Annotated in this window: 25 protein-coding genes; 8 read left to right on the top strand and 17 right to left on the bottom strand. The window is 66.5% G+C overall.

The window, feature by feature from the left end; all coding sequences use genetic code 11:
• Positions 1-2: 2 nt before the first annotated feature.
• Together Q4S45_RS08865 and kbl are read right to left on the bottom strand one after the other, a co-directional pair.
• Positions 3-959 carry an NAD-dependent epimerase/dehydratase family protein gene (locus Q4S45_RS08865; RefSeq protein WP_305511049.1) on the bottom strand — a complete coding sequence of 319 codons (957 nt, stop codon included), beginning with the start codon at positions 957-959 and terminating at the stop codon, positions 3-5.
• Positions 960-994: 35 nt separating this feature from the next.
• Positions 995-2206 (bottom strand): glycine C-acetyltransferase, encoded by a 1212-nt coding sequence (gene kbl, locus Q4S45_RS08860; protein ID WP_305511047.1) that lies wholly within the window; start codon positions 2204-2206, stop codon positions 995-997.
• Between the two features lie 216 nt (positions 2207-2422).
• Between kbl and Q4S45_RS08855 the strand changes: the two genes are divergently transcribed.
• The gene (locus Q4S45_RS08855; RefSeq protein WP_305511046.1) at positions 2423-2998 is read left to right on the top strand and encodes a helix-turn-helix domain-containing protein; all 576 of its coding nucleotides are present in this window, start codon (positions 2423-2425) and stop codon (positions 2996-2998) included.
• An 11-nt stretch (positions 2999-3009) separates the two neighbouring features.
• Here Q4S45_RS08855 and Q4S45_RS08850 read toward each other — a convergent pair whose 3' ends face one another.
• The 12 genes from Q4S45_RS08850 to Q4S45_RS08795 form a co-directional block, all read right to left on the bottom strand.
• A complete protein-coding gene (locus Q4S45_RS08850) occupies positions 3010-3294 on the bottom strand; it encodes a BrnA antitoxin family protein (RefSeq protein WP_305511045.1) in 285 nt (94 codons plus the stop codon).
• Entirely contained in the window at positions 3254-3433 is a 180-nt protein-coding gene (locus Q4S45_RS08845) for a BrnT family toxin (protein ID WP_308633175.1), read from the bottom strand. Before Q4S45_RS08845 ends, Q4S45_RS08850 begins: the two co-directional genes overlap by 41 nt.
• Positions 3434-3686: 253 nt before the next feature.
• Positions 3687-5849 carry a prolyl oligopeptidase family protein gene (locus Q4S45_RS08840; protein WP_305511044.1) on the bottom strand — a complete coding sequence of 721 codons (2163 nt, stop codon included), beginning with the start codon at positions 5847-5849 and terminating at the stop codon, positions 3687-3689.
• 70 nt (positions 5850-5919) lie between these two features.
• Positions 5920-8316: a bifunctional diguanylate cyclase/phosphodiesterase gene (locus tag Q4S45_RS08835; RefSeq protein ID WP_305511042.1), complete on the bottom strand. Its 2397-nt coding sequence runs from the start codon at positions 8314-8316 to the stop codon at positions 5920-5922.
• Between the two features lie 2 nt (positions 8317-8318).
• A complete protein-coding gene (locus Q4S45_RS08830; RefSeq protein WP_305511040.1) occupies positions 8319-8951 on the bottom strand; it encodes a methylamine utilization protein in 633 nt (210 codons plus the stop codon).
• A gap of 124 nt (positions 8952-9075) precedes the next feature.
• Positions 9076-10473: a hypothetical protein gene (locus tag Q4S45_RS08825; RefSeq protein WP_305511038.1), complete on the bottom strand. Its 1398-nt coding sequence runs from the start codon at positions 10471-10473 to the stop codon at positions 9076-9078.
• A gap of 180 nt (positions 10474-10653) precedes the next feature.
• Entirely contained in the window at positions 10654-11424 is a 771-nt protein-coding gene (locus Q4S45_RS08820; RefSeq protein WP_305511036.1) for a metal ABC transporter permease, read from the bottom strand.
• Positions 11421-12335, bottom strand: a complete 915-nt coding sequence (locus tag Q4S45_RS08815) for a metal ABC transporter solute-binding protein, Zn/Mn family (RefSeq protein WP_305511034.1) — start codon at positions 12333-12335, stop codon at positions 11421-11423. Before Q4S45_RS08815 ends, Q4S45_RS08820 begins: the two co-directional genes overlap by 4 nt.
• Before the next feature lie 9 nt (positions 12336-12344).
• Positions 12345-13709: a TonB-dependent receptor gene (locus Q4S45_RS08810; protein WP_305511032.1), complete on the bottom strand. Its 1365-nt coding sequence runs from the start codon at positions 13707-13709 to the stop codon at positions 12345-12347.
• Positions 13710-13783: 74 nt separating this feature from the next.
• Positions 13784-14119: a hypothetical protein gene (locus Q4S45_RS08805; protein ID WP_305511030.1), complete on the bottom strand. Its 336-nt coding sequence runs from the start codon at positions 14117-14119 to the stop codon at positions 13784-13786.
• Between the two features lie 21 nt (positions 14120-14140).
• Positions 14141-14788 carry a PolC-type DNA polymerase III gene (locus tag Q4S45_RS08800; protein ID WP_305511028.1) on the bottom strand — a complete coding sequence of 216 codons (648 nt, stop codon included), beginning with the start codon at positions 14786-14788 and terminating at the stop codon, positions 14141-14143.
• Positions 14785-16047, bottom strand: a complete 1263-nt coding sequence (locus tag Q4S45_RS08795) for an Hsp70 family protein (protein ID WP_305511027.1) — start codon at positions 16045-16047, stop codon at positions 14785-14787. Before Q4S45_RS08795 ends, Q4S45_RS08800 begins: the two co-directional genes overlap by 4 nt.
• 224 nt (positions 16048-16271) lie before the next feature.
• On the opposite strand from Q4S45_RS08795, the gene Q4S45_RS08790 reads away from it, so the two are divergent.
• Complete coding sequence (locus Q4S45_RS08790) at positions 16272-17342, top strand: LacI family DNA-binding transcriptional regulator (RefSeq protein WP_305511025.1); 1071 nt, start codon at positions 16272-16274, stop codon at positions 17340-17342.
• Between the two features lie 231 nt (positions 17343-17573).
• Here Q4S45_RS08790 and Q4S45_RS08785 read toward each other — a convergent pair whose 3' ends face one another.
• The 3 genes from Q4S45_RS08785 to Q4S45_RS08775 form a co-directional block, all read right to left on the bottom strand.
• Positions 17574-18014 (bottom strand): Hsp20/alpha crystallin family protein, encoded by a 441-nt coding sequence (locus Q4S45_RS08785; RefSeq protein ID WP_305511023.1) that lies wholly within the window; start codon positions 18012-18014, stop codon positions 17574-17576.
• A gap of 29 nt (positions 18015-18043) precedes the next feature.
• Complete coding sequence (locus Q4S45_RS08780; RefSeq protein WP_305511021.1) at positions 18044-18736, bottom strand: dienelactone hydrolase family protein; 693 nt, start codon at positions 18734-18736, stop codon at positions 18044-18046.
• Positions 18737-18841: 105 nt separating this feature from the next.
• Positions 18842-19339 carry a MarR family winged helix-turn-helix transcriptional regulator gene (locus tag Q4S45_RS08775; RefSeq protein WP_305511019.1) on the bottom strand — a complete coding sequence of 166 codons (498 nt, stop codon included), beginning with the start codon at positions 19337-19339 and terminating at the stop codon, positions 18842-18844.
• Between the two features lie 234 nt (positions 19340-19573).
• Between Q4S45_RS08775 and Q4S45_RS08770 the strand changes: the two genes are divergently transcribed.
• The 6 genes from Q4S45_RS08770 to Q4S45_RS08745 are packed head-to-tail and all read left to right on the top strand — an operon-like array spanning position 19574 to position 25517.
• Complete coding sequence (locus Q4S45_RS08770) at positions 19574-20431, top strand: STAS domain-containing protein (RefSeq protein ID WP_305511017.1); 858 nt, start codon at positions 19574-19576, stop codon at positions 20429-20431.
• 3 nt (positions 20432-20434) lie between these two features.
• A complete protein-coding gene (locus Q4S45_RS08765; RefSeq protein ID WP_305511015.1) occupies positions 20435-20794 on the top strand; it encodes an STAS domain-containing protein in 360 nt (119 codons plus the stop codon).
• Positions 20791-21237, top strand: coding sequence for an ATP-binding protein (locus Q4S45_RS08760; RefSeq protein WP_305511014.1), 447 nt, complete (start codon positions 20791-20793; stop codon positions 21235-21237). Before Q4S45_RS08765 ends, Q4S45_RS08760 begins: the two co-directional genes overlap by 4 nt.
• Positions 21225-22256 (top strand): ATP-binding protein, encoded by a 1032-nt coding sequence (locus tag Q4S45_RS08755; RefSeq protein WP_305511013.1) that lies wholly within the window; start codon positions 21225-21227, stop codon positions 22254-22256. The genes Q4S45_RS08760 and Q4S45_RS08755 overlap by 13 nt, the downstream gene beginning before the upstream one ends.
• A complete protein-coding gene (locus Q4S45_RS08750) occupies positions 22256-23614 on the top strand; it encodes a sensor histidine kinase (RefSeq protein ID WP_305511011.1) in 1359 nt (452 codons plus the stop codon). Before Q4S45_RS08755 ends, Q4S45_RS08750 begins: the two co-directional genes overlap by 1 nt.
• 1 nt (position 23615) lies before the next feature.
• Positions 23616-25517, top strand: a complete 1902-nt coding sequence (locus Q4S45_RS08745) for a response regulator (RefSeq protein ID WP_305511010.1) — start codon at positions 23616-23618, stop codon at positions 25515-25517.

Raw genomic sequence — 25517 nt, 5'->3', positions numbered from 1 at the left:
GATCAGGCGGTCTGGCCGACGTCGATATTTTCGAGCATGTCGGCGACCATCTTCTCGATGCCAACCTGCGGCTTCCAGCCCCAGTCCGCGCTTGCCACGCTGTCGTCCAGGCTTTGCGGCCAGGTCGCCGCGATGGCCTGGCGGCTGTCCGGCTTGTAGCTGATCTCGAAGTCCGGCAGCACGCGCTTGATGGCGGCGGCCAGTTCGCGCGGGTTGAATGACACGCCCGCCACATTGTACGAGGAGCGGATCGCGACCGAGTCGGCCGGCGCGTCCATCAGTTCGATGGTGGCGCGGATCGCATCGGGCATGTAGATCATCGGCAGCGTGGTCTCGGACTCGAGGAAGCACTCGTAGGTCTCGCCCTTCAGCGCCGAATGGAAAATCGCGATGGCGTAGTCGGTGGTGCCGCCGCCCGGAGGCGACTTGTAGCTGATGATGCCAGGGTAGCGGATGCTGCGCACGTCCACGCCGTACTTGGTGAAGTAGTACTCGCACAGGCGCTCGCCGGCCAGCTTGCTGATGCCGTAGATCGTGGTTGGATCCATCACCGTGTACTGCGGCGTGTTGACGGCCGGGGTGTTCGGGCCGAAGGCGGCGATCGACGATGGCCAGAAGACGCGCAGCGGCTTGCCCGCTTCGCCGCGCTCGCGCGCCACTTCAAGGATGTTCAGCAGGCCGTCCATGTTCAGCGTCCAGGCCTTCAGCGGCGCCTGTTCGCCGGTCGCCGACAGCAGCGCCGCCAGCTGATAGACCTGGGTGATGCCTTCGTCGGCCACCAGTTGCGCCAAGCGCGCCTGGTCCAGCACGTCGAGCTGAGTGTAGCGCTCGGCGTGGTAGACGTTGTTGGCGCCGATGTCGGAGGCGATGACGTTCTGCGCGCCGTGCTGCGCGGCCAGCGCGCCGACCAGTTCACTGCCGATTTGACCGTTTGCGCCGATGATGAGGATGCGTTCCATGTGTGCCTTGTTCTTTATTGCGTCAATGAGTTGAATCAGTTTTTCAGGATGCCGAGTTCGCGGCCGGCCTGCTCGAAGGCCTTGAGTACGGTGTCGAGCTGCTCGCGGGTGTGCGCCGCCGACAGCTGGACGCGCACGCGCGCCTGGCCCATCGGCACCACCGGGTAGAAGAAGCCCGACAGCAGCACGCCCAGCTCATACATGCGGGCGGCGAATTTCTGCGCGATCGGCGCGTCGAACAGCATCACCGGCACCACCGGGTGGGTACCTGGCTTGATGGTGAAGCCGATGCGTTCGATCTCCTTGCGGAAGTATGCGGTGTTTTCCTCAAGGCGGTCGCGCAGCTCGGTCGAGCTGGTGATGCGCTTGAGGACAGCCAGCGATGCGCCGGCGATCATCGGGGCCAGCGTATTGGAGAACAGGTACGGGCGCGACTTCTGGCGCAGGGTGTCGATCACTTCCTTGCGCGCCGAGGTGAAGCCGCCCATCGCGCCGCCCAGGGCCTTGCCCAGGGTGCCTGTGATGATGTCGATGCGGCCCATGACGTTGTGGTGCTCGTGGGTGCCGCGGCCGGTCTTGCCCATGAAGCCGGAGGCGTGCGACTCGTCGATCATGACCAGCGCGCCGTATTTGTCGGCGAGATCGCAGATTTCATTGAGCTTGGCGATGGTGCCGTCCATCGAGAACGCGCCGTCGGTGGCGATGACCTTGTGGCGCTTGCCGGCCGCGGTGGCCGCTTTCAGCTGCGCCTCGAGGTCGGCCATGTCGTTGTTCTGGTAGCGGTAGCGCGCCGCCTTGCACAGGCGAATGCCGTCGATGATCGAGGCGTGGTTCAGCGCGTCCGAGATGATCGCGTCGTTCTCGTCGAACAGCGGCTCGAACAGGCCGCCGTTGGCGTCGAAGGCCGCCGCGTACAGGATGGTGTCTTCCATGCCGAGGAATTCGGAGATCGCATTTTCCAGTTCCTTGTGGACGGTCTGGGTACCGCAGATGAAGCGCACCGACGACAGGCCGTAGCCGTACTTTTCCAGCGCCGCGGCCGCGGCTTCCTGGGTCTGCACGTCGCCCGACAGGCCGAGATAATTGTTGGCGCACATATTGATCAGGTGGCTGCCGTCGGCGCCATCGACTTCGGCGCCCTGGCGCGAAGCGAGCACGCGCTCAGGCTTGTACAGGCCCTGCTCGCGCAGCGTGTCCAGGTTGGTTTGCAGGCCGCTGAAAAACGCGTTCTTCGCTTGATCGCTCATTGTTATCCTCGTCGTGGGTGAATGCCGGCTTGACCGACTGTCTCTGTATGCTGTACCGTTGTTGCGTATCTTGCACCAGTTCGATAGCTTTAAGCTAATTCCGCTATCTCGAACTCAAATTCAATATAATGGATACTACCCAAGCCTGTTGAACTTGGCAAGTCCCGCCGTGGAATTCCCCTGGAAATGCATTTTGAACAAGAGCGCCGATTACTCATGAAGACACCTGTTTCGACCAATTCGCCGCCTGAGGTGGGCGCTACCTTGCAGCGCCTGCGGCTGGCGCGTGGACTGACGCTGGAAGACCTGTCGCGCATCGCGGGGGTTTCCAAGTCGATGTTATCGCAAATCGAGCGCGAGAAGGCGAACCCGACGATTGCCATCACCTGGCGCCTGGCCAATGCGCTGGGCGTGCAGATTGGCGAATTGCTGACGGCCGAAGCGCCCGCGGTGGAGGCGATCCGCGTGCTCGAAGCGCACGAGACCCCCACCCTGCCCGGCGCGCATGCCGGCTACACGTTGCGCATCCTGGGGCCGATGGATTTGGCCGGCAAATACGAGTGGTATGAACTGACCCTCGCGCCAGGGGGCGAGCTGGCGTCGCAGGCGCACGATCCTGGCACAGGCGAACATCTGACGGTGCTGCACGGCGCGCTGGAAGTGCAAGTGGGCGCGGACAAGAAGAAGATCAAGATCGGCGGCACGGCGCGCTATGCGGCCGACCAGGGACATGTGATTCGGAATACCGGGAAGACTGAAGCGAAAGCATTGCTGGTGGTGGTGCACCGCTAACGATTATTATGTCAGCGGAGGTTCAATATCATCCACTCACGCATCGCCTGATTCATCCTGTCCTGCCACCCATCACCGGTTGCCCTGAATGCGTCGAGAATATCGACATCTATGTGAACCATTACCGGTATCTTGTCTATCGGTACGGCCTTCCTGGCGGCGCGAGCAAATTCCTCAAACGATACCTCGCGATCGCCAATCATAGGCGTTCCCTTATCGAAAAACTCCGCCGTCAGTTCAGGTGCATCGTCCGGATCAACCCACTCTGTGGGCGAATTGCGCAATTTCCCGCTCATTGGCATACCTCATCGAAATTATCCGTCGTTTCGCGCCACGCGCGGTCCACACCACGATGACCCAACGCCCAGCGAGCGCACCGAAAGTACGGACGCGTTGCTCACCGTAATTAAACCTTGAATCAATAAAGTTAATCACTGGTCCGGCAAAAGACGTCGACCGCTTTCAGGAAATCCAACCCACGGTTGTCGATCGTCCATTCGCGCTTCCGGGGATCAAATTCAATCAACATTCTCAGTGTAGATTCGAGAAATTGGAGCGTCAAGGAGATCGGATCCCCCTATGACTCAGCAATTCGGCCAAAGTTCACGCTGGTGATTGAACACCAATTCAATAAAAAAGGCGCTAGACAAGTTCTCGTCTAGCGCCTCGATTTCGGTCAATGCATCGCTTACTGCGCGGCCACCTTGGCAGGCGCGTCCATCTTCAGGGCGCGGGTCAGGAAGCCCCAGCGATCGGCCACTTCTTCGATCTGCTTGGTGGTCGGCTTGCCGGCTCCGTGGCCGGCCTTGGTGTCGATCCGGATGATGATCGGCGCCCCGCCCGCCTGCGCGGCCTGCGCGGTCGCGGCGAACTTGAAGCTGTGCGCCGGCACCACGCGGTCGTCATGGTCGGCCGTGGTGATCATGGTCGCCGGGTAGCAGCTGCCGGCCTTGAGGTTGTGCAGCGGCGAGTACTTCACCAGCGCCTTGAACTGCTCGGGATCGTCGGCCGAACCGTAATCCGAGGCCCATGCCCAGCCGATGGTGAACTTGTGGAAGCGCAGCATGTCCATCACGCCGACCATCGGGATCGCCGCGCCGAACAGCTCCGGACGCTGCGTCATCGCCGCGCCGACCAGCAGGCCGCCGTTGCTGCCGCCGCCGATTGCCAGCTTGGCCGGCGACGTCACCTTGTTGGCGATCAGCCATTCGGCCGCGCCGATGAAGTCGTCGAAGACGTTCTGCTTCTGCAGCTTGGTGCCCGCTTCATGCCAGGCCTGGCCGTATTCTCCGCCGCCGCGCAGGTTCGCCATCACATAAACACCGCCCATTTCCATCCATGCCAGATTGGCCGGCGAGAAGCCGGGCGTCATCGAGATGTTGAAGCCGCCATAGCCGTACAGGTAGGTCGGATTCTGGCCATCGAGCTTGAGGCCCTTTTTGGAGACGATGAACATCGGTACCTTGGTGCCATCGCGGCTGGTGAAGAACTGCTGGCGAGTCTCGTACTGCGACGGATCGAAATCGACCTTCGGCTGGCGCAGCACGGTGCTGGCGCCGGTCTTCATGTCGAGCCGGTAGATCGTGGTCGGGTTGGTGAAGCCGGTGAACGAGTAGAACGTCTCGGTATCGCCGCGCTTGCCGCCGAAGCCCGCCGCCGAACCAATGCCCGGCAGCGTGACCTCGCGCAGCGCGCGGCCGTTACGGTCGAACACCTTGACCATGCTGCGCGCATCGGCCAGGTACTCGGTGACGAACTGGTTGTTGACGCGGCTTGCCGACACCAGCGTGTGGGCGCCCTCCGGCACGATGACCTTCCAGTTCGCTTCCTGTGGCTTGCGGGTATCGATGGCGATCAGGCGCTGGCGCGGCGCCTTGCTGTCGGTGACGAAGTAGAACACCGGGCCGTCGTTGTCGACGAACTCGTAGGCCGATTCGAAGGCATCGATCAGCGGCAGCACCTTGGCGTCGGGCCGGGTCAGGTCCTTGAAGAACACGCGGTTCTTGTGCGCGGTACCCTGGGTGGCGTTGATCAGCAGGTAGCGGCCGTCGTCCGTGACGTGGGCGCCGAAGCCCCACTCCTTCTGATCGGCGCGGTCGTAGACCAGTGTGTCGGCGCTTTGCGGCGTGCCGATTTTATGGAAGTACAGCTTGTGGAAGTAGTTGACATCGGCCAGCTTGGTCGCTTCTTTCGGCTCGTCGTAGCGGCTGTAGAAGAAGCCCTTGCCGTCGTGCGTCCAGGAGGTCGAGGAGAACTTGACCCACTTGATTTCGTCCTGCAGATCCTTGCCGGTGGCGATATCGCGCACCTTCCAGACGTTCCAGTCGGAGCCGGAGGCGGCGGTGCCATAAGCGAGCAGCTTGCCGTCGGGGCTGACGGCGGTGCCCGACAGCGCAACGGTGCCGTCGGCGGCCAGGGTGTTCGGGTCGAGCAGCACGCGCGGCGTGTCCGACAGCTTGTTCATCGTGTAGAGCACCGACTGGTTCTGCAGGCCGTCGTTGCGGCTGTAGAAATAGCGGCCGCCTTCCTTGTACGGGACGCTGTAGCGCTCGTAGTTCCACAGTTTGGTGAGACGCTGCTTGATCGCTTCGCGCGCCGGAATCTGGCCCAGGTAAGCCTGGGTGACCTTGTTTTCGGCGTCGACCCACTGCTTGGTCTCTTCGCTGTTGGCGTCTTCCAGCCAGCGGTACGGGTCGGCGACGACGGTGCCGTGATAGTTGTCGGTCTGTTCGACCTTCTTGGCGACCGGGTAGGCCAGCGGGGCGCTGGCCGGCGCGCAGGTCTGGGCCAGCGCGTTCACGCCGAACGTGGCGAGCAGCGCGGCGACCAGCGATGCATGTCTCATATGCATGGTAAGGATCTCTCGATATGGTTTTTATGGGGCGGCGGATTGCGCCTGAGGCGATTCTAGCGGATTTCGCTCAGCTGATGGTATCGGCGTAAGGCAGCGCCGAGCGCACCGGCGGCACCCAGTTGCGGATCCAGTCGACCAGCTTGTCGCCCGGGATCGGGCGGCTCATGAAGTAGCCCTGGCCCTCGTCGCAGCCCAGCGCGGCGAGCAGGCGCCACACCGCTTCGCTCTCGATCCCCTCGGCCACCACGCGCAGGCCCATGTTGTGGCCAAGATCGATGGTGGAACGGACGATCTTGGTGTCGCCGATGTCGTTTTCCATGTTCAGCACGAAGGACTTGTCGATTTTCAGTTCGTCCACCGGCAGGCGCTTGAGGTAAGCGAGCGAGGAGTAGCCGGTGCCGAAATCGTCAATCGACAGATCGACGCCCATCGCGTGCAGGCGCTCGAGCGTCTGCTGGGCGCGGATCGGGTCGTCCATGATCGCGCTTTCGGTGATCTCGAGGCAGAACGATTCGGGCGCGACCCGGTGGCGGCGCAGGATGTCGGTGAACTTGGCCGGCAGGTCCTGGTCGAGCAGGTCGCGGGTCGACAGGTTGACCGAGACTTTCAGGTGGATGCCCTTGTCGGCCATGTCGCGGCACAGCGCGGCCGACTGCTCCAGCACCCAGCGCGTGAGCACGCGGATGAATCCGGTCTGCTCGGCGAACGGGATGAATTCGTCCGGGAAGACATTGCCGCGCTCCGGGTGGACCCAGCGCACCAGCGATTCGACGCCAACCACTTCGCCGGTGTCGAGCTTCATCTTGGGCTGCACGTGCAGGCGGAACTCGTTGCGCTCGATTGCGGTGCGCAGTTCGGTCAGCAGCGACAGGCTGGTTTCGCTGCCCTTGTCGATCATCGCGTCGTAGACCACGGCGCCGTCGTTGCGCTGCTTGGCGGCGTACATCGCCACCTCGGCCATCGACAGCAGCGCCTCGGCGTCGGCGCCGTGCGCGGGGTAGCCGGCGATGCCGATGCCGGCGCCGATGTCGACGGTCTGGTCGTCGAGCGAGAGCGGCTGTTCCAGCGCGAGCAGGATCGCGGCGGCGATGACCTGGGCCTTGCCGGCGTCGGCGCCGGGCAGCAGCACGACGAATTCGTCGCCGCCGAGGCGCGCCACGTGGGCCTCGGGATGGGCTTCGACCACCAGCACCTGCAGGCGCCCGGCGACCTGGCGCAACAAATCGTCGCCGAAGCTGTGCCCCATCACGTCGTTGACATGCTTGAAGCGGTCGAGATCCATCATCAGCACGAACACCTGCTGCTCGCGCTTTCTGGCCTGCTCCAGCGATTCGTTGAGCAGCATGACGAACTGGGCGCGGTTGGGCAGGTTGGTCAGCGGGTCCCAGTACGCCAGCCGGCGGATTTCCTGTTCGCGCTTGGCGATACCGTCGCGCATGCTGTCGAAGGCCTTGGCGAGCGCGCCGATTTCGTCGCCCCGCTTCAATCCGGTCTGGGCGCGGTAGTCGCCGCGTTCGAGCCGGCGCGCGATGCCGGCCAGCTGGCGCAGCGGCTGGGCGATGCGCTTGGCGGTCAGCACGCTGGCCACCGCGGCGACGATGATGCCGACGATGGTGAGCACCACCAGGCGCCGCTCGAGGCGCGAATATTCGGCAGTCGCCTCTTCGATCGAGCGCGCAAGCACGACGCTGGCGCCGGACTCGCCGGCGCGGCCGATGTCGACCAGGCGCGCGCTGTACTTGCCGCCATCCATGTCGACGTCGAAGGTGCGGCCGGTGAGGCCCTGAAGCTGCGCCGCCATCGCGCCGGCGGCGCCAGGGGCCACCGTCGCGTCGCCAGCGAGCCAGCGGCCGTCGGGGCCGCGCGCGAGAATCGCCACTTCCAGCGCCGACAACTCCTTCATGTCCATCGCCAGCTGGCGGTCGATGGCAAAGCCCATTACCACCCAGGCGATGGTGATGGGCGCCTTGACCGGCATGACGACGATCTGGTACGGCTTGCTGTCGACCAGGGCGACGCCGGTGGCGCCTTCGCTTTGCTCGGCCTGGTCGAGCAGGCCGAGCACCAGTTTTTCCAGTTCGGCGGGCCGCCCGATGCCGGTGGAGACCTTGACCTTGCGTTCGCCGTCGACCAGCATGGTCAGGTTGGCGCGGGCGCGGCGCGCGCTGTTCTCGAGCGCGGACTGAATGGTCTCGCGGTCGCCGCTGCCGTCGTTGCCGACCGCCTGGACGAAGCCGGTGTCGCGCGCCAGCACCTGCGCGCTGAAGCGGCGCTTCTGGGCGTTCTGCTCCATCAGCTTGCGGAACACTTTTTCGCCGTTGGTCAGTTCGGCCGTGATCGAGGCGCGCGCGTTGCTGTCGATGCCGCGCTGGATCAGCACCAGGCCGAGCATTTGCAGCACGATGATCAGCGCGAGGAACAGCGTGGCGATGCGCCCTTCCAGGCTTTGGAAACCCAGCTTCATGGTCAATTGCCCGGATCGCCGTCGACCGGCGGCTTCATCGCGAGCCGGAAGCTGGCGGTGGCGGGCGCGTCGCCCGCAAGGACCAGCAACGCCTGCTCGGCCTGGGCGTTGGCGGCCATCGCGAAATGCCAGGCCTTGAGCGTATATTTACCGACCGCCGGCAATTCGATCCGGGCAATCCCCTGGGCGTCGGTCTTGGCAAAAAACGGCGTGTCGACCACCTTGACGTAAGCGACCATGCGGTCGTGGATGTTGCAGCCCAGGACGACGGTGCCAGCCTTGTCGAACACTTGCGGGGCTGCGGCCACGCCGGAGTACAGCTTCTGGTCGAACTTCTTGGCTGGCGAAAACGAGTAGATGTGGTGGCGCACCTTGTCGTTGTTCGGGAAGGAGATCTGGCTGCCGGCCTGGACGACGCTCACCAGCGGCAGGAACTTCAGCCCACGCTGCTCGATGGTGGCCGGCCTGGGGTTCCTCGGCGCCGCGGCGCCATTGTCCGGCTCGGCGTACAGCACCACGTCCGCCAGCGCCTTGCCGGCGGCGTCATGGACCTGGACGGCAACGCTCGAGGCGAACGCGGCCTGGGACAAGGCGGTGAAGCTGGCAACAATGGCGCCGCGCAGGGCAAGGTTCATGAAAATCGGAGGGTGGTCACAGTTATTGCCCATGTTACGGCATCGCGCCGGGCAAATGTAGAGCTACGGCAAAAATTCCCGATGGAATTTTCCGTTACTGCGGAAAAACAACGTGCGGTTGTCCTCAGTTGCGCTGCGCCAGCGCCTGCGACGCCGCGGCGTGGCTCACCTGCCACTGGCGGGTAAGGTCCAGCGCCGAGCCGATCTCGGCCGGCGAGAGGCGCCGCGCGACGATGCTCTTGTTGGCGCTTGCGGTTTCGTGGCCGCCCTCGGCCGCCAGCAGCAGCCACATGTAGGCGTGCACGATGTCGCGGGCCACGCCGCGCCCGGCTTCGTACATCGATCCCAGGTTGAACTGAGCCAGCGCGTGGTTGCGTTCGGCCGCCTGGCGATACCAGTAGACCGCCAGCGCATCGTCCTGCGGCACGCCGTGGCCGCCGGCGTACATCACGCCCAGGTTGTTCTGGGCGCTGGCGTCGCCCTGCTCGGCGGCCAGGCGATACCAGTGGGCGGCCCGGACGTCGTCGCGCGGCACGCCGCGGCCGTTGGCAAAAATGACACCCAGGTTGAACTGGGCATTGGCGGCTCCCTGGTCAGCGGCGCGCCGGTACCATTCGAGCGCGCGCCGCTCGTCGCGGGCGGCGCCGCGGCCGTTCGCGTACATGTTGCCAAGGTTGTATTGCGCGTTCGGATGTCCCTGCTCGGCCGCGCGCTGGTACCAGTTCAGGGCGCGGATCTCGTCCTGGTCCACGCCCTTCCCGCTCGACAGAAACACGCCGAGCTGGTACTGGGCCTCGCGGTCGTTCTGGTCGGCGGCGCGCTGCAGCCAGGCGACCGCGCGCAGCGGGTCGGCGCGCACGCCCAGCGCATCGGCGTACGCGATGCCCAGGTGGCGCTGGGCCACGGCGGCGCCCTGCGCGGCGGCCTGGCGGAACCAGCACAGCGCCTGCGCGTCGCTGGCCTCGACGCCGAGGCCGCGCTTGTACATCAGGCCGAGGTTCAGCTGCGCCTGCGCATGCCCCTGCACGGCCGCCTTGCGAAACCAGGCCATCGCCAGCGGATAGTTGACGGTGGCGCCGTGCCCGAACAGATAACACTCGGCCAGCAGGTTCTGGGCGCTGGAGACACCCTGCTCGGCGGCCCGGTAAAACCAGGCCAGCGCCAGTTCGTGGTTCTGCTCGAGGCCGCGGCCCTTGCGGTACATCTGGCCCAGGTTCTGCTGCGCCGAAGCGTCGCCCTGCTCGGCGGCGTTGCGGAACCAGTAAGCAGCCTCGGGATCGCTCTTTTCGACGCCGCGGCCGTTGTAGTACAGAGCGCCGAGGTGGTTCTGGGCGAACGCCAGCCCCTGCATGGCGGCCTGGCGCAGCCATTTGAAGGCGGCGGTATAGTCGCGCTCGATGCAATCGCCCTTCTTGTACATCAGGCCAAGGTTGAATTGCGCATAGGCGTCACCGCGCTCGGCAGCCTGACGGAACCATACATAGGTTTCGTAGTTGTCGCGCGTGTTATTCGGGCGGTTCATGACGCTCCTCGGCAGGATATCCTGGCTGCAACTTCGGGTAGCGGATTGCTAATTATTGCTAAAAGTCTAATGGTATGGACAAGCGAGGGTTTGACTGCGCACAATCGTGCATCCGTGCTGGCGCATGAAAAAACCCCGCGGTGATTGATCACGGCGGGGTTTAAGTGCGGCTGGCAACAATCAGGCGGCGGAATCCGCCGGTTTCGGTCCCAAGGCGTACATCAGCATGGCCAGCAGCGCCAGGCACCAGACGATCAGCGCGCCGGACGGCAGGTCCAGAAGCACCGACAGGATCAGCCCGCTGGCGTAGCCGCCGACGCCGGTCAGGTAGGCAAACGCCAGCTTGCGATTTTCCGGATAGTGGCGAACCGCCAGACTCGGTACGATCAGGCTGGCGAACACCAGGTAGACGCCGACCAGCTGGACCGATGCCGTCACCGCCAGCGCGAACACCAGGTAAAAGCCCAGCCGCGCCAGGCGCGCGTGGAACACGTACAGGATCGCCAGGATGATCGCGGCACCCAGCGCCGGCATCAACAACTGGCCGTAGCCGACCCACAGAATCTGGCCGGCGAGCAAGTCCTGCAGATGCTCGCCGCCATGCGGGTTGTGCGCCACCAGCAGCAGGCCGGCGCTGGCGGCCAGGATGAACATCACGCCGATCTGCGCTTCCTGCACCTCCGGCCAGCGCTTCTCGGTCCAGGTCAGCAGCAAGGCGCCCAGCACGGCGGCGACGCCGGCCGCCACCTGCACCGCCCAGCCGTGCGGGTCGAGGTCGCCCGAACCGGCGACGATCACGCCGAGCGCGGCGATCTGGGCAATGGCCAGGTCGATGAACACGATGCCGCGCTTGAGCACCTGGGCGCCCAGCGGGATATGGGTGGCGAGCACCAGCAGGCCGGCCAGGAAGGCCGGCAGCACGATCATCAGGTCGAAGGATTCCAGGTTCATTTATTCGCTTCCACCAGGCGCTGGACCGTGACGTCGAACAGGCTGAACAGGTCGGTCGCCTTCGCGTCGCCACCAACGGTGAACGGCAGCAGCACCGCCGGAATCTTGGCGTGCTCGGCCAGCCACTGCGAGGCGCGCGCGTCCTGGTAGCCGGCGCGGATCACCATCTTGGCCGGCTGGCGCTGCAACTGGGCCAGCAATTCGCCCAGGTGCGCCGCGCTCGGCTCGACGCCCGGCTTGGCCTCGAGCGTGCCGACCTGGCGCATGCCCAGCCAGTTCATCAGGTATTCCATGTTCTTGTGGTGTTCGACCACGGCAATCCCGCGCAGCGGCGCAGCCTGCTTCTCCCACTTGAGCATGGCGGCGTTCCAGCGCGCCGAGAAATCGGCCTGGCGCGACTGGAAGTACGCGGCGTCGGCCGGATCGAGTTCGGCCAGGCGCTTGGACAGCGCGGCGGCGACCAGCGCGATGTTGTGCGGATTTTGCTGGATGTGCGGATTGCCGGCGGCATGCACATCGCCCTCGCTGCGATCGAGCTTGTTCGGCACGTCGAGGCGCGGCACGAACGAACCGGCCTCGAAATGGCCCGGCTGGCCGGCGGCGATCTTGGCGTTGCCCGATTGCTGCACCAGCACCGGCAGCCAGCCCACTTCCAGTTCCAGGCCGGTGCACACGAGCAGGTCGGCGTTGCGGGTGCGCGCGATCAGGCCGGGACGCGCCTCGATACGGTGCGGATCCTGCAGGCCGTTGGTGGCGCTCGATACCTTGACCTTGTCGCCGCCGATTTCCTTCGTCAGCGCTTCCCATTCAGGCTCGCAGGCCAGCACGTTGAGGGCGGCGTGGGCCGACACCGAGAACAGCGAAGCGGCGCCCAGCAGCAGCGCGGACAGCAGTTTGTGATTGTGTTTCATGTCGACTCCTTAGAACGAGTGGGCCGCGTGCGTGCCCAGGCTCATGATGTATTGCAGGAAGATCTGGTTGTCGGTCACGCCGGGACGGGACTGGTCGCGCGCCAGTTGCAGGCGCAGGCGTGAAAATTCCGAGGGGCTGTAGTCGACCATCGCGCTGGTGCGCTTGGGCGAATAGGCCGACAGCAGGGGGAAGCTGGCAGCCGTGCCCGGCGCCGGCGTGCCGGAATCTAGGCGGTCGTAGCGCAGGCCCGCGCGCCAGTTCGGGATGAACTGGAACACGCCCTGCAGGTACCAGCCCGACTGCGTGCTGTCGTAGCCGCTCACGGCGGAGGCCGCCGCCAGCTCGCCGGATTCCTTGCGGCGGAAGTATTCGCCCTGCAGCTTGAGGTTGCGCTGGGTCGGGTTGCCGTTCGGCGCCCATTTGTAGATGGCGTCGGCGACGACCATGCGCGAACTGCCCGAGAACGCGGCGGCCTCGCCCATGTTGTCGAATTCGCGGTTGGCCGCACCGGTGCGCAGCAGCGACAGGCCGGCGCGCCAGCTGGCCGAGTCGCCGATGTCGTCGCCCACGTGGGCGTACAGCGCGCCCGCGCCGGCGCCGTTCTTGTTGCGCGCATTGCCGGGGAAGCTGCCGCCATTGCCCAGTTCGGCGCCGATTTCGACCAGGGTGTCGGTCGGCGCCAGCCACTTGGCCTGCAGTCCGTCGGGCTTGTACTGGCCGCCGAGGAAGGCCTGGTAGGCCAGCGGCGCATCGACGAAGTCCCAGGTGTGGGCGTGCTGGCTGTTCAGGTAGCCGATCGAGGACAGGAAACGGCCCGCCTTCAGGTTGATGCCGTTGGCGATCGCGCGGGTCTGGACAAAGGCCTCCTCGACGCCGACCGTGTCCTCGCCCGACAAGGCGAAGGTCAGCTGGCCGGAGAACATCGGGTCGATATTGGCGGCGAAGGTCAGTTCCGATTCGCCCAGGTTGAAGCCGCGCTTGCCGGGGCCAACTTCGCCCACCGGCGGCACAAAGCCCTGCAGGCGATACTTCTCGGGATCCTGCGACAGGTTGGCGTAGGTGCCGCCGAGCACCAGCGAGATGTTCGGATTGAACGCATTGGCGGCGGCCGGGGCGGCCGGGGCGGCTGCGACGGGCGCCGGGGCCGGCGCCGGGGTTTGCGCCGCCAGCGCCGCATTCTGCGCCTGGGCCGCGGCGGCCTGCGCGTCCTGCAGGCGTTGTTCGAGAGCCTGCAGGCGCGCCTCGTACGATTCCTTCATTTCCTTGATCTGGGCGCGGATGGCGGCCAGTTCCTTGTCGTCGGCGGCCGATGCGGCCAGTGGCGACGCCAGTGCGGCAGCCAGCGCCGCACCGAGTACGGTGGTCTTCAACATGTTAATTCCTTGCAAACAGAGAACAGCGAGGCGCGGCGCGACAACGCGCGCGGCGACCGGGAAACGGGCTGTGTCTAGGCGAAGGAAGGTGGCGCGCGCGACTGGAACACGCAGACGGTGCGCTCGCAGCCGGGCTGGGTGGGACTGGCGCCGAGGGCGCAGGTGGCGGTGCCGTCCGGCGCAAAGCTGCGGGTGTCGCAGCCGACAGCGCCGGCGATCTGGGCGAAGGCGAGGCATTGCTCGCAAGTCTGGTCCTGGGCGAAGGCGGACGACACGCCGCTCGCCTCCGTGGCGACGTGGTGCACGCGCGCCGCGCCGGCCCAGTGCGTCATCGCGTGCGACATCGCCATCTGCTGCGACATCAGCAGCAGCAGCGACAGCAGCACTCGGACAATGGATCGGCGGGTCATGATGCCGGTATTGTAATGCGATCAGTCCGCTGGTGTCGTTTTTTTTGCTTGCGCGTATTTATCGAGGAAGGCCGGCACTTTCGCGGCGGCGAGTTTGTTGACCGACACCAGCAGCGCCGACTCGACCTGCGGCACGCCGACCGACTTGCCGAGGTGGCGCGCGATGTGGTTCAGCAGTTCGGCGCTGACCTCGGCATCGGCCTCGGCGCGGTGGGCCGCGCTGCGGAACTGGATGCCCAGCTGGCGCGACAGGGCCCCGAGCTTGTAGCTGGGCAAGCCCGGGAACAGGCGGCGCGACAGCTTCAGCGAGCACACCAGCGCCTGGTGGGCCGGCGCCAGGTCGAGGCGCTCGGCCTCCGCCTTCAGGAATTTCTCGTCGAAGCTGGCATTGTGGGCCGACAAGGTGTCGCTGCCGATGAAGTCGAGCAGCTCGGGCACCACCCGGCACACCGGCGGTGCGTTGTCCACCATCTCCTGGCTGATGCCGGTGAGCGACGTGATGAAGGACGGAATGCGCGCATTGCAATTGATCAGCGAGACATAGCGCTCGGTGACGCGCCCGCCGACGATGCGCAGCGCCGCCACTTCGGTGATGCGGTCGCCCATGGCCGGCGACAGGCCGGTGGTCTCGAAGTCGAGCATGACGATTGGACGGTCGAACACGCTCATGCGCCACCCGGGCCGAATTTGCGGGCGGCGTCGATCGCCAGGCCGGCGCCGATCGAGCCGAACAGGTCGCCTTCGACCTTGCGCGCGGCCGGCAGCAAGGCGCCTATGCGCGCGCGCAGCGCAATCACGCCGCTCGAGCCGCCGGTGAAGAACACGGTGTCGACCTCGCCGGCCGCCACACCGGCGTCTGCCAGCAGTTTCAGCACGGTCTGGTCCACGCTGTCGAGCAGGTGGGCGGTTGCGGCCTCGAACTCATGGCGCTGCAAGGCCAGCGTTTCGGGCGGCGACAGGCGATCGAGCTCGATGCTGGCGCTGGCCGAGCCGGACAGGGCGATCTTGCCCTCCTCCACCTTGAGCGCGAGCCAGTGGCCGGCGCGCTCGTCGATCAGGCGCTGCAGGCGGCCGACCTTTTCCGGCTCGCGCGCGTCGCGCACGACGTCGGCCAGCTGGGTCCAGGTTTTCTTGGTGTAGGCCTGGTTGATCGTGTGCCAGGTCGCCAGGTTGAAGTAGTAGCTCGACGGAATTTCGCTGTCGTTGCTCATGCGGCTGCCGTAGCCCAGCAGCGGCATCACCGACGACAGGCTCAGGTATTTGTCGAAATCGGTGCCGCCGATGTGCACGCCGCCGGTGGCGAGGATGTCGTCGCGCCGCTCGGCCCGCTCAGTGCGGCCGGGTCCCAGGCGCACCAGCGAAAAGTCCGAGGTGCCGCCGCCGATGTCGGCGATCAGCACCAGTTCCTCGCGCTCGATGCGCGACTCGTAGTCGAAGGCCGCCGCGATCGGCTCGTACTGGAAGGCAATGTGCTTGAATCCCACCGAGCGCGCCACCTCGGCCAGGGTGTCTTCGGCCAGCTTGTCGGCTTCCGCACTGTCGTCGATGAAAAACACGGGCCGGCCCAGCACGACCGAATTGAACTGGTGGCCGGCGGCCTGCTCGCTGCGGCGCTTGACCTCGCCGATGAAGTGCGACAGCAGCATGCGGAACGGCAGCGCGCGTCCCGCCACTTCGGTCTGGCCGTCGATCAGGCTGGTGCCGAGCAGGCTCTTGAGCGAGCGCATCAGGCGGCCCTCGTAGCCGGCCAGGTAGTCGGCCAGCGCGGCGCGGCCGTACTTGACCTCTTCCTCGTCGGCGTTGAAAAACACCACCGATGGGAGGGTCGGCTTGCCGTCTTCGAGCGCGAGCAGGGCCGGATGGCCAGGACGAACTACTCCGACGGTGGAATTTGACGTACCGAAATCGACGCCGCAAGCGTTGGCCATGGGACCCTTCAACTGATTAAGGGGCGGTATGTTACCAGAAGCGGACCGATCGGACCAATGCGCGGAAAAAGAAGTGTTGGCTTTCGGTTGGCCGGCGCTGCGGCGCGACCGGTGCGCGCGCGGCTGTGGCAAAAAGTCATTTCCACGTGGAAATTAGTTGTAATTGGGCAAGTTCGTGCGTTACACTGGGCCATCCGCAACCAGGGCTGGTCTTGCCCCGCCCGATGACACACGCCACGCCGCCCCTGTCCCCCACGATCGCCGACATCAAGGCCCTGATCCACCGCGAAGCGCGGCGCGTCACCTCCTACGATGTCGCCATCGCGGCCGGGGTGTCGCAGTCGGCGGTGTCGCGCTGCTTCAAGCCGGGCGCCAGCGTGTCGAAGGCCACCTACGCGCGCGTGATGCAGGCCGCCGCCGAGCTGGCCTACACGCCGAACGCCGCCGCGCGCAGCCTGAACACGCGCCGCTCGAACCTGGTGGCGCTGATCGCCCCGGACCTGCTGCACCAGCAATCGCCCGAACTGCTGGCCGAGCTGAGCCGCCAGTTTTCCCTGCGCGGCATGCGCCTGGTGCTGTTTTCCCAGCCGCGCGAAGCGGCGCCCGGCTCGCTGTCCGAGGTGTGGGAACACCAGCTCGACGGCGCGATCGTCGCGGCCAGCCTGTCGGAGCCGCAGCTGGCCGAGTTCGAACGGCGCGCCCTGCCCTTCGTGCTGTTCAACCTCAGCGTGCGCGACAAGAACGTCAACGCCGTGCTGTGCGACCAGGTCGGCGCGGCCCGCACCATGGTGGCGCGGCTGGCCGCGGCCGGCCACAAGCGCTTTGCGATGATCGACGGACCGGCCGGCTCGGCGATGGCGCAGCAGCGCCGGCGCGGCGTGGCCGAACGGCTGGCCGAACTGGGCCTGGCGCCGCCCTTGTGCGTCAGCGGCGAGCACGACTACGCCAGCGGCGCGCGCGGGCTGCGCGAAATCGTCGCCCGCCTGGGCCATGCGCCCGACGCCATCATCTGCGGCAACGACGCGATGGCGATCGGCTGCCTCGACACGGCGCGCCATGAGCTGGGGCTTGCCGTGCCGGGCCAGTTGTCGGTGACCGGCTTCGACGGCATGGCGCAGGCCGGCTGGCTCAGCTACAACCTCACCACCTTGCGCCAGCCGGTGCGGCAGATGGCGCAGGCGACGGCCGACATGCTCGCCGGCCTGATCGGCACCGGCAATGCCGGTTGCGAGCGGCGCGTGTTTTCGGCCAGCGTGGTCGAAGGCGCCACCGCGCGGCTGGGCCCGACAGCCTGACGGGGTTCGGGGTCCAATCCTAATGCCGTTAAGTTAAGCCGTCGTACCTGCGCAGGCAGGTACCCATACTGAGCGTGCTTTGCCGCGTCGGCATGCTCAACATGGGGGAAACGCATGCGTTTCCCCTGCGCGGGTACGACGGTTTTTAGGCTGACGCCACTCCGTGCAGTGCTGACTTATTCCTTGACTAACGGCATTAGGGTCAGGTCCGGCGGACCCGCCCCCATGCGGTTAATGAATCGTCAGCGACTTGCTCGAGCCGCCCGCCTTCTTCGGCAGGGTCAGTTCGAGAATGCCGTCGTGGTATTCGGCGTTGGCCTGGGCGTCGTCGACCGACTGCGGTAGCGTGAAGCTGCGATAGTATTGCCCCCAGCTGCGCTCGGTGCACAGCATGTTCTCGCTCTTTTGCTCGCTTTGCTGCTCCGTTTGCGCGCTGATCGAGACCTGGTTGCCGTCGACGTTGACCTTGATGTCTTCTTTTTTAATGCCCGGCATTTCGGCCTTGACCACATAGGCCTTGTCGGTCTCGGACACGTCCATGCGCGGCGTCATGCCGGTCGAGCGCAGGCGCGGCCCCATCAGTGATTGATTGAACACTTCGTCCAGGCCGCGGAACGGATCGAGCCGCGCCAGTTCGGCAAAGGGATCGAAGCGGGTCAGGTTGCTTGCCATGATAAATACCTCCTCATAAACAGGTTGTTTCAGGGGTTGCGTTCGGCGCCCCGGTGCGCCGCGCCGAAGTGGCGCGCAAACCAGTCGACCGCCAGCGCGGCGGCCGCCTCGAGCGTGCCAGCCTCCTCGAACAGGTGGCTGGCGCCGGGCACGATATCGATGCGCGAGTCGCAATGCAGCAGTTCCAGCGCGCCCTCGTTGAGCGACACCACCTGCTCGTCGTTGCCGCCGACGATCAGCAGGGTCGGCGTGCGTACCTGCTCGAGCGCCATCGCGCCGGCCAGGTCGGGCCGCCCGCCCCGCGAGACCACGGCGGCGAACTGGCCCGGCTGGGCCGCGGCAAGGCGCAGCGCCACGGCCGCGCCGGTGCTGGCGCCGAACAGGCCCTGCGGCATCCCGCCATAGCCCTCGCGGGCGCGCACCCACGCGCAGGCGGCCGCCAGGCGCGGCTCGAGCAGCGCGATGTCGAAGCGCATGTGGTAGTCCTTGTCTTCGTCGGGGGTGAGCAGGTCGAGCAGAAGGGTTGCGATGTCGGCGCGATGCAGCTGGCGCGCGACGTAATGGTTGCGGGGACTCTTGCGGCCGCTGCCGCTGCCGTGGGCAAACACGACGATGCCGATGGGATCAGGCACCTCGCCGAGGATGCCTTCGAGCTGCACCGCGCCGGCGCCGATGCCGACTTCGGTGTCGGTCGCCGGGCTTGGGGGTCGGGTCGATGTCATTGTCTTGCCTCCCACGTCGCTTCACGTGGCCTATGAGACAAGTCTAGGAGGCCGCTCAATAAGGTTCTTTGATATAGATCAAAGTGGGCGGCCTCGCGCCGCCGGTCAGAGGTCGGCCAGCAGCACCTTGCCGCCGGCGCGGTCCGCCTGCAGCGCATTGATCAGCGCGTCGAGGTCGGTTTCCAGCCGTGCCAGCGTGTCCGGCTCGAGCCCGGCCAGCGCGCCGGGCAGGATGCCGGAAAACGGCGCCGGCGCCGCTTCCAGCACGGCCGCGCCGGCCTCGGTCAGGTGCAGGCCCAGCGCGCGCCGGTCTTCGGTGTCCTTCACCGCGCGCACCATGCCGCGCTCGAGCAGCACCTTGACCAGGTTGCTGGCGGTGGACTGGTGCACGTCCATCGAGCGCCCCAGTTCGCTCACACCGACGCCGGGCCGCGAGCGGATCACCGACAGCGCCCACACCTGGGCGCCGCCGATGCCGGCCGCGGTTTCCACCTGGCGGAAATGCACCTTGACGGCGTTAAATACAATCCGGAACTGGCGCAGCACGCGGCCGGCCTGGTCGGTTCCTGGGTCTGGGGTCGGGGTCGGGAGATCTGAAGGCATGCCCGCATGATAACGGAATCTCGGCGCGGCGCAAATCGCGGGTCGGCCGCCGCCGCGCCGCCGCACCTTTTTCGTGCGTCCGCACCAGCCTGGCCTACCCTGCGCACCGTTGACGAAATTTTACCAGCGGCATCAAATTATCCGTACAATCCCCGCATACCGAAATGATGCAACTGGCACGCCACGTGCTTGAATCGCATCTGATAAGCCTTCACTTTCCAAATAGGGAATTCCATGACCACGATCGACAACGCCGCACGCATCAGCACCTTGATCAGCCAAAACGAGCCGGCCATCCTGGCCGACTGGATCGCCAACCTGAACACCGTGATGGTGCGCAACGACGCCAGCGCCGACGAGCAGCTGCGCCGCCACTGCAGCCAGTTCCTCGGCCTGTTCAGCCAGGCGGCCAGCAAGGGCGGCGTCGAAGACATCGACCACCGCGCATGGGACGACGTGCGCAACCTGCTGACCGAAATCTCGGCCTCGCGCGCGCGCCAGGGCTCGACCCCGAGCGAGACCGCCACCTTCGTGTTCTCGCTCAAGCAGTCGCTGTTTACGGTGATGGGCAAGGAACTGTCGGCGCAGCCGGAAGAACTGGCCGCCGCGCTGTGGAGCCTGTCCACCCTGATCGACAAGCTCGGCCTGTTTACGATGGAAGTATTCCAGAAGAGCCGCGACCAGATCATCGTGCGCCAGCAGCAGGAACTGCTCGAGCTGTCGACCCCGGTGGTCAAGCTGTGGCAGGACATCCTGGCGCTGCCGCTGATCGGCACCCTCGACAGCGCGCGCACCCAGGTCGTGATGGAGAGCCTGCTGCAGAAGATCGTCGAGACCGGCGCGGCCATCGCGATCATCGACATCACCGGCGTGCCGACCGTCGACACCCTGGTCGCGCAGCACCTGATGAAGACCATCGCCGCGGCGCGCCTGATGGGCGCCGACTGCATCATCAGCGGCATCCGCCCGCAGATCGCGCAGACCATCGTGCACCTGGGCGTAAACCTGGAAGACGTCATCACCAAGGCGACGCTGGCCGACGCCTTCGTCATCGCGCTGGGCCGCGTCGGCGCCTCGATTTCGCGCGGCTAAGCCATGGAACGCATCCCCATTCTGCGCATCGGCAACCTGCTGCTGGTGACGATCCAGGTCGACATGCATGACCGCCTGGCGATGACCTTGCAGGACGACCTGACCGACCGCATCGTGCGCGACGAGGCCAAGGGCGTGCTGATCGACATCTCGGCGCTCGACCTGGTCGATTCCTTCATCGGCCGCATGATCAGCAACACCGCCTCGATGGCGCGCGTGCTCGACGCCCAGACGGTGCTGGTCGGCATGCAGCCGGCGGTCGCGATCACCCTGGTCGAACTGGGCCTCACGCTGCCGGGCGTGAAGACCGCTTTGAACGTCGAACGCGGCATGGCCATACTCGGAAAGACCTACCCGCGATGAGCGTTCGCTTCACCTCGGACCTGCTAACGCCCGCAAAGACAACGGTGGCACAAGCCGTGCTGCCGCTGGTGAGCGACGAGCATGTCGTGGCCCTGCGCCGCACGGTGCGCGAGCGCGCCGTCGAGATCAAACTGAGCCTGGTGGACCAGACCAAGCTGGTGACGGCCGCGAGCGAGCTGGCGCGCAATACCATCAAGTACGGCGGCGGCGGCGAGGTGCAGGTGCTGTGCCTGTCCGACGGCGTGCGGCACGGCGTGCAGCTGATGTTCGCCGACGACGGCCCCGGCATCCCCGACCTGGCGCTGGCGCTGACCGACGGCTACACCACCGGCGGCGGCCTGGGTCTGGGCCTGTCCGGCGCCAAGCGCCTGGTGGACGAATTCGCGATCGACACGCGTCAGGGCGAGGGCACGGTCGTGTCGGTGGTCAAATGGAAGCGCTGACCACCTCGCTGCGGCCGCATCACACGATAGCGATCACCCACGCCAGCGACATCGCGGCGGCACGCCGGGCCGGCCAGAGCATGGCCGACGCCATCGGCTTTGGCGACGTCGGCGCCGGGCGCCTGGCGCTGCTGATCAGCGAGGCGGCCACCAATATCCTCAAGCACGCGGTGGAAGGACGCATCTTCCTCTCCGAAGCGCGCAGCGGCGCCCACCGCGGCATCGACGTGGTGGCGCTCGACGCCGGGCCGGGGATCGGCAACCTGGCTCTCGCGCTGCGCGACGGCGTCTCGAGCGTCGGCACCGCCGGCACCGGGCTCGGGGCGATGCGCCGGCTGGCCGATGAATTCGACGCCTATGCGCCGCGCGACAAGGGCGCCGCCTTCTTCATGCGCCTGTGGAACGGCGCGCCGCCGCCCGCGCCCTACCCGCCGTTCACCTTCGGCGCCCTGACCGTGCCGATCGCCGGCGAAGACCAGTGCGGCGACGCCTGGGGCATGGCGTGCAGCCACGGCGCCCTGTCGCTGATGGCGATCGACGGCCTCGGACACGGCGCCGACGCCGCGGTCGCGGCCCATGCGGCGCTGACCGCGATGGCCGCGCGCCCCAACCTGGCGCCCGGCGCGCAGGTGGACAACTGCCACCTCGCGCTGCGCGCCACCCGCGGCGCTGCGCTGGCCGTCGCCCAGCTCGAATTCGGCGCCGACAAGCTGCGCTTTGCCGGCATCGGCAACATCGCCGCCTGCGTCATCGACGGCACCGCGCGCAAGCAGATGGTGTCGCACAACGGCATCGTCGGCCATAACATGCGCAAGGTGCAGCAATTCGATCACGCCTGCCCGCCCGGCTCGCTGATCATCATGCATTCGGACGGTCTGTCAACCAGCTGGGACCTGGGACAGTATCCCGGACTGTCGGTCTGCAATCCGGCCCTGATCGCCGCCGTGCTGCTGCGCGACTTCGGCCGCGCGCGCGACGACGCCAGCGTGCTGGTGGTGCGTTACCTGGGGCGGCCCTGATGGATAGCACGCGCATCCTGAACCAGGGCATCGAAGGTCCGCAGGACGTGGTCACGGTCCGCCAGCGCGCTCGCCAGGTTTCGGGAATGCTCGGCTTCGGCCAGCAGGAACAGGTGCGCATCGCCACCGCGGTGTCCGAGCTGGCGCGCTGCGTGTGCCGCCGCGTGTACGGCGGGCGTGCGGTATTCGCGCTGGAACAGGATGCCCGCCAGCGCAGCCTGTTGGTGACGATCCGCGACAACGGCGGCGCCGAACGGGTAGCGCCGAGCGCGTTCGAGCCGGATGCGGCCGGGCGCGAATTCGACACCGCCATCATCACCGCGCGCCGGCTGATGGACGGCTGCGAGGTCAGCTACCACACCGACCACGCCCTGACGGTGTCGATGCGAAAAACGCTGCACACCAGCCAGCGCATCGACCAGGCGCACCTGGTCCAGCTTGGCGCCCACCTGGCCGCCAGCCCCGAGCCGAGCAGCTTCTCCGAAGTGCAGCAGCAGAACCAGGAACTGGCGGCCGCGCTGGCCGAACTGCGCGAGCGCCAGGACGACCTGCTGGCGCTCACGCGCGAACTGGAAGACACCAACCGCGGCGTGGTCGCGCTGTACGCCGAGATCGAAGAAAAGGCCGAGCGCATTCGCAAGGCCGACGAAATGAAGTCGCGCTTCCTGTCGAACACCAGCCACGAACTGCGCACGCCGCTGTCGTCGATCCGCGCGCTGGCCCAGCTGCTGCTGGACCGGATGGACGGCGACCTGTCGGTGGAACAGGAACGCCAGGTCAGGTTCATCGCGGGCGCCGCCAACGACCTGTCGAACCTGGTCAACGACCTGCTCGACCTGGCCAAGATCGAGTCGGGCAAGGTGCAGATTACCAGCGCGCCGATCGACGTCGGCGACCTGTTCGCCTCGCTCAAGGGCGTGCTGCGGCCACTGGCGCAAAATCCCGCGGTCGAACTGGTGTTCATCGCGCCCGATCCGCCGGAATCGTTCGAATCGGACGAAAGCAAGGTCGCGCAAATCCTGCGCAACTTCGTCTCCAACGCGCTCAAGTTCACCGAGGCCGGCCAGGTGGTGGTGCAGCTGGCGCCGCAGGCGGAGCCGGACATGATACAGTTTGAAGTGTCCGACACCGGAATCGGTATCAGTTCCGAGCACCTTCAGCTGATCTTCGAGGAGTTCAGCCAGATCGAGCATCCGCTGCAGCGCGGCGCCAAGGGCACCGGCCTCGGTTTGCCGCTGTGCCGCCAGTTTGCCGCGCTGCTGGGCGGCCAGGTCGAGGTGCGCAGCACGCCCGGCGCCGGCTCCGCCTTCACCCTGACTCTCCCCCGTTATCCTCTCCAGCCCGAACGGGCCGCATGATATGAACCACCAAGACATCCTGATCCTCAACGTCGACGACAACGACGGCGCCCGCTACGTGAAAACGCGGATCCTGCTGGGCGCGGGATTTCGCGTCGAGGAAGCGGCCAACGGCACCGACGCGCTGGCGATGGTGGCGCGCAGCATGCCGGCGCTGGTGCTGCTGGACGTGAAGCTCCCGGACATCAACGGCATCGAGGTGTGCCGCCGCATCAAGGCCGATCCGGCCACCTGCGACGTGCTGGTGCTGCAGACGTCGGCCGCGCTGACCGGCCGCGACGACCGCATCCGCGGTCTGGAAGGCGGCTCCGACAGCTACCTGGCCGCGCCGATCGAGGCCGACGAACTGGTGGCCAACGTGCGCGCGCTGCTGCGCCTGCAGCAGACCAAGGCCGAGCTGAAGAACAGCGAAGAGCGCTTCCGCCAGCTGGCCGAAAACATCGGCGACGTGTTCTGGATGTTTTCGCTGCACGACGGCGCGCTGCTGTATGTCAGCGCCGCCTACGATGCGATGTGGGGCCGCGCGGGCGCCGCCTTGGCCGAGGCGCCCGAAGCGTGGATGGCGAGCGTGCATCCGGACGACCTGCCGGCGCTGGAGCAGCGCTGGCGCGAGGTGCGCGAGCACGTCGCCTACGACGAAGAGTACCGCGTCGTGATGCCCGGCGGCGCCGTGCGCTGGGTGCGCGACCGCGCCTTCCTGGTGCGCGACGCGATGGACCAGCCGTACCGGATCGCGCGCATCACCAGCGACATCTCGGGCCGCAAGGCGCTCGAAGGCCGCCTGCGCGCCGCCGACGAAAACAAGAACGATTTCCTCGCCACGCTGGCGCACGAACTGCGCAACCCGCTCTCCCCGATCCGCACCGCGGTCGAACTGCTGGAACACCAGGGTCCCGAGATGGCGGCGGCCCATGCCAAGGCGCGCGCGGTGATCTCGCGCCAGGTCGACCACCTGACCCGGCTGGTGGACGACCTGCTCGACGTGGCGCGCATTTCGGAAGGCAAGCTGACCTTGCGCCAGGAGCCGGTGGTGCTCCAGGACGTGCTGAAGGTGGCGCTGGAGACGGCGGCGCCGGTGCTGGCGGCGCGCCATCACAGCATCGACGTGGTCGCGCCCCAGCAGGCCTTGTGGGTGTGGGGCGACGCGGTGCGGCTGGCGCAGTCGATCGGCAACCTGCTGCACAACGCCGCCAAGTTCACCTCGCCGAACGGCAAGGTGCGGCTGGTGGTGGAAGTGGTGGCAGACGGCGCCACGGTCGACATCACGGTGCAGGACAACGGCATCGGCATTGCCGCCGCCAACCTTCCGCACATCTTCGACATGTTCACGCAAGGCGAGTTTGCGCCCGACCGCGCGCATGACGGACTGGGAATCGGCCTGTCACTGGTATCGACGCTGGTGGAGCTGCATGGCGGCCGGCTGACCGCCAGCAGCGCCGGCGCCGGCATGGGCAGCGCGTTCACCATTGCCCTGCCTTTGATGGCGGGGCCGGCCGGTGCGGAGGCGGTCGCGCCGGAGGATGGGGCGAACGGCGCGTCGGCCCTGTCGATCATCCTGGTGGACGACAATGTCGATTCGGCCGAAATGATGCGCGACCTGCTGTGCGCGCTGGGCCACACGGTCGACATCGCGCACAATGGCGCCGACGCGCTTGCGCTGGCGGCGGCGCGTGCGCCCGACGTGATGATCCTCGACATCGGCCTGCCCGACATGGACGGCAGCGAACTGGCGCGCCGCCTGCGCAAGCTGCCGGCGCTGGCGGCCACGCGCCTGATCGCCCACACCGGCTACGGCGCGCCGCACGACCGCGACAAGACGCGCGAGGCGGGATTCGACTTCCACCTCGTCAAACCGGTCAGCATGGACGACTTGCAGGCGGCCTTGCGGCCGAATCAGCCGTAG

The organism is Massilia sp. R2A-15 (assembly GCF_030704305.1).
Lineage (GTDB): Bacteria > Pseudomonadota > Gammaproteobacteria > Burkholderiales > Burkholderiaceae_D > JAFCUW01.
The sequence above is the reverse complement of the archived record's forward strand: the minus strand, read 5'-3'. Positions and strand labels throughout refer to the sequence as shown.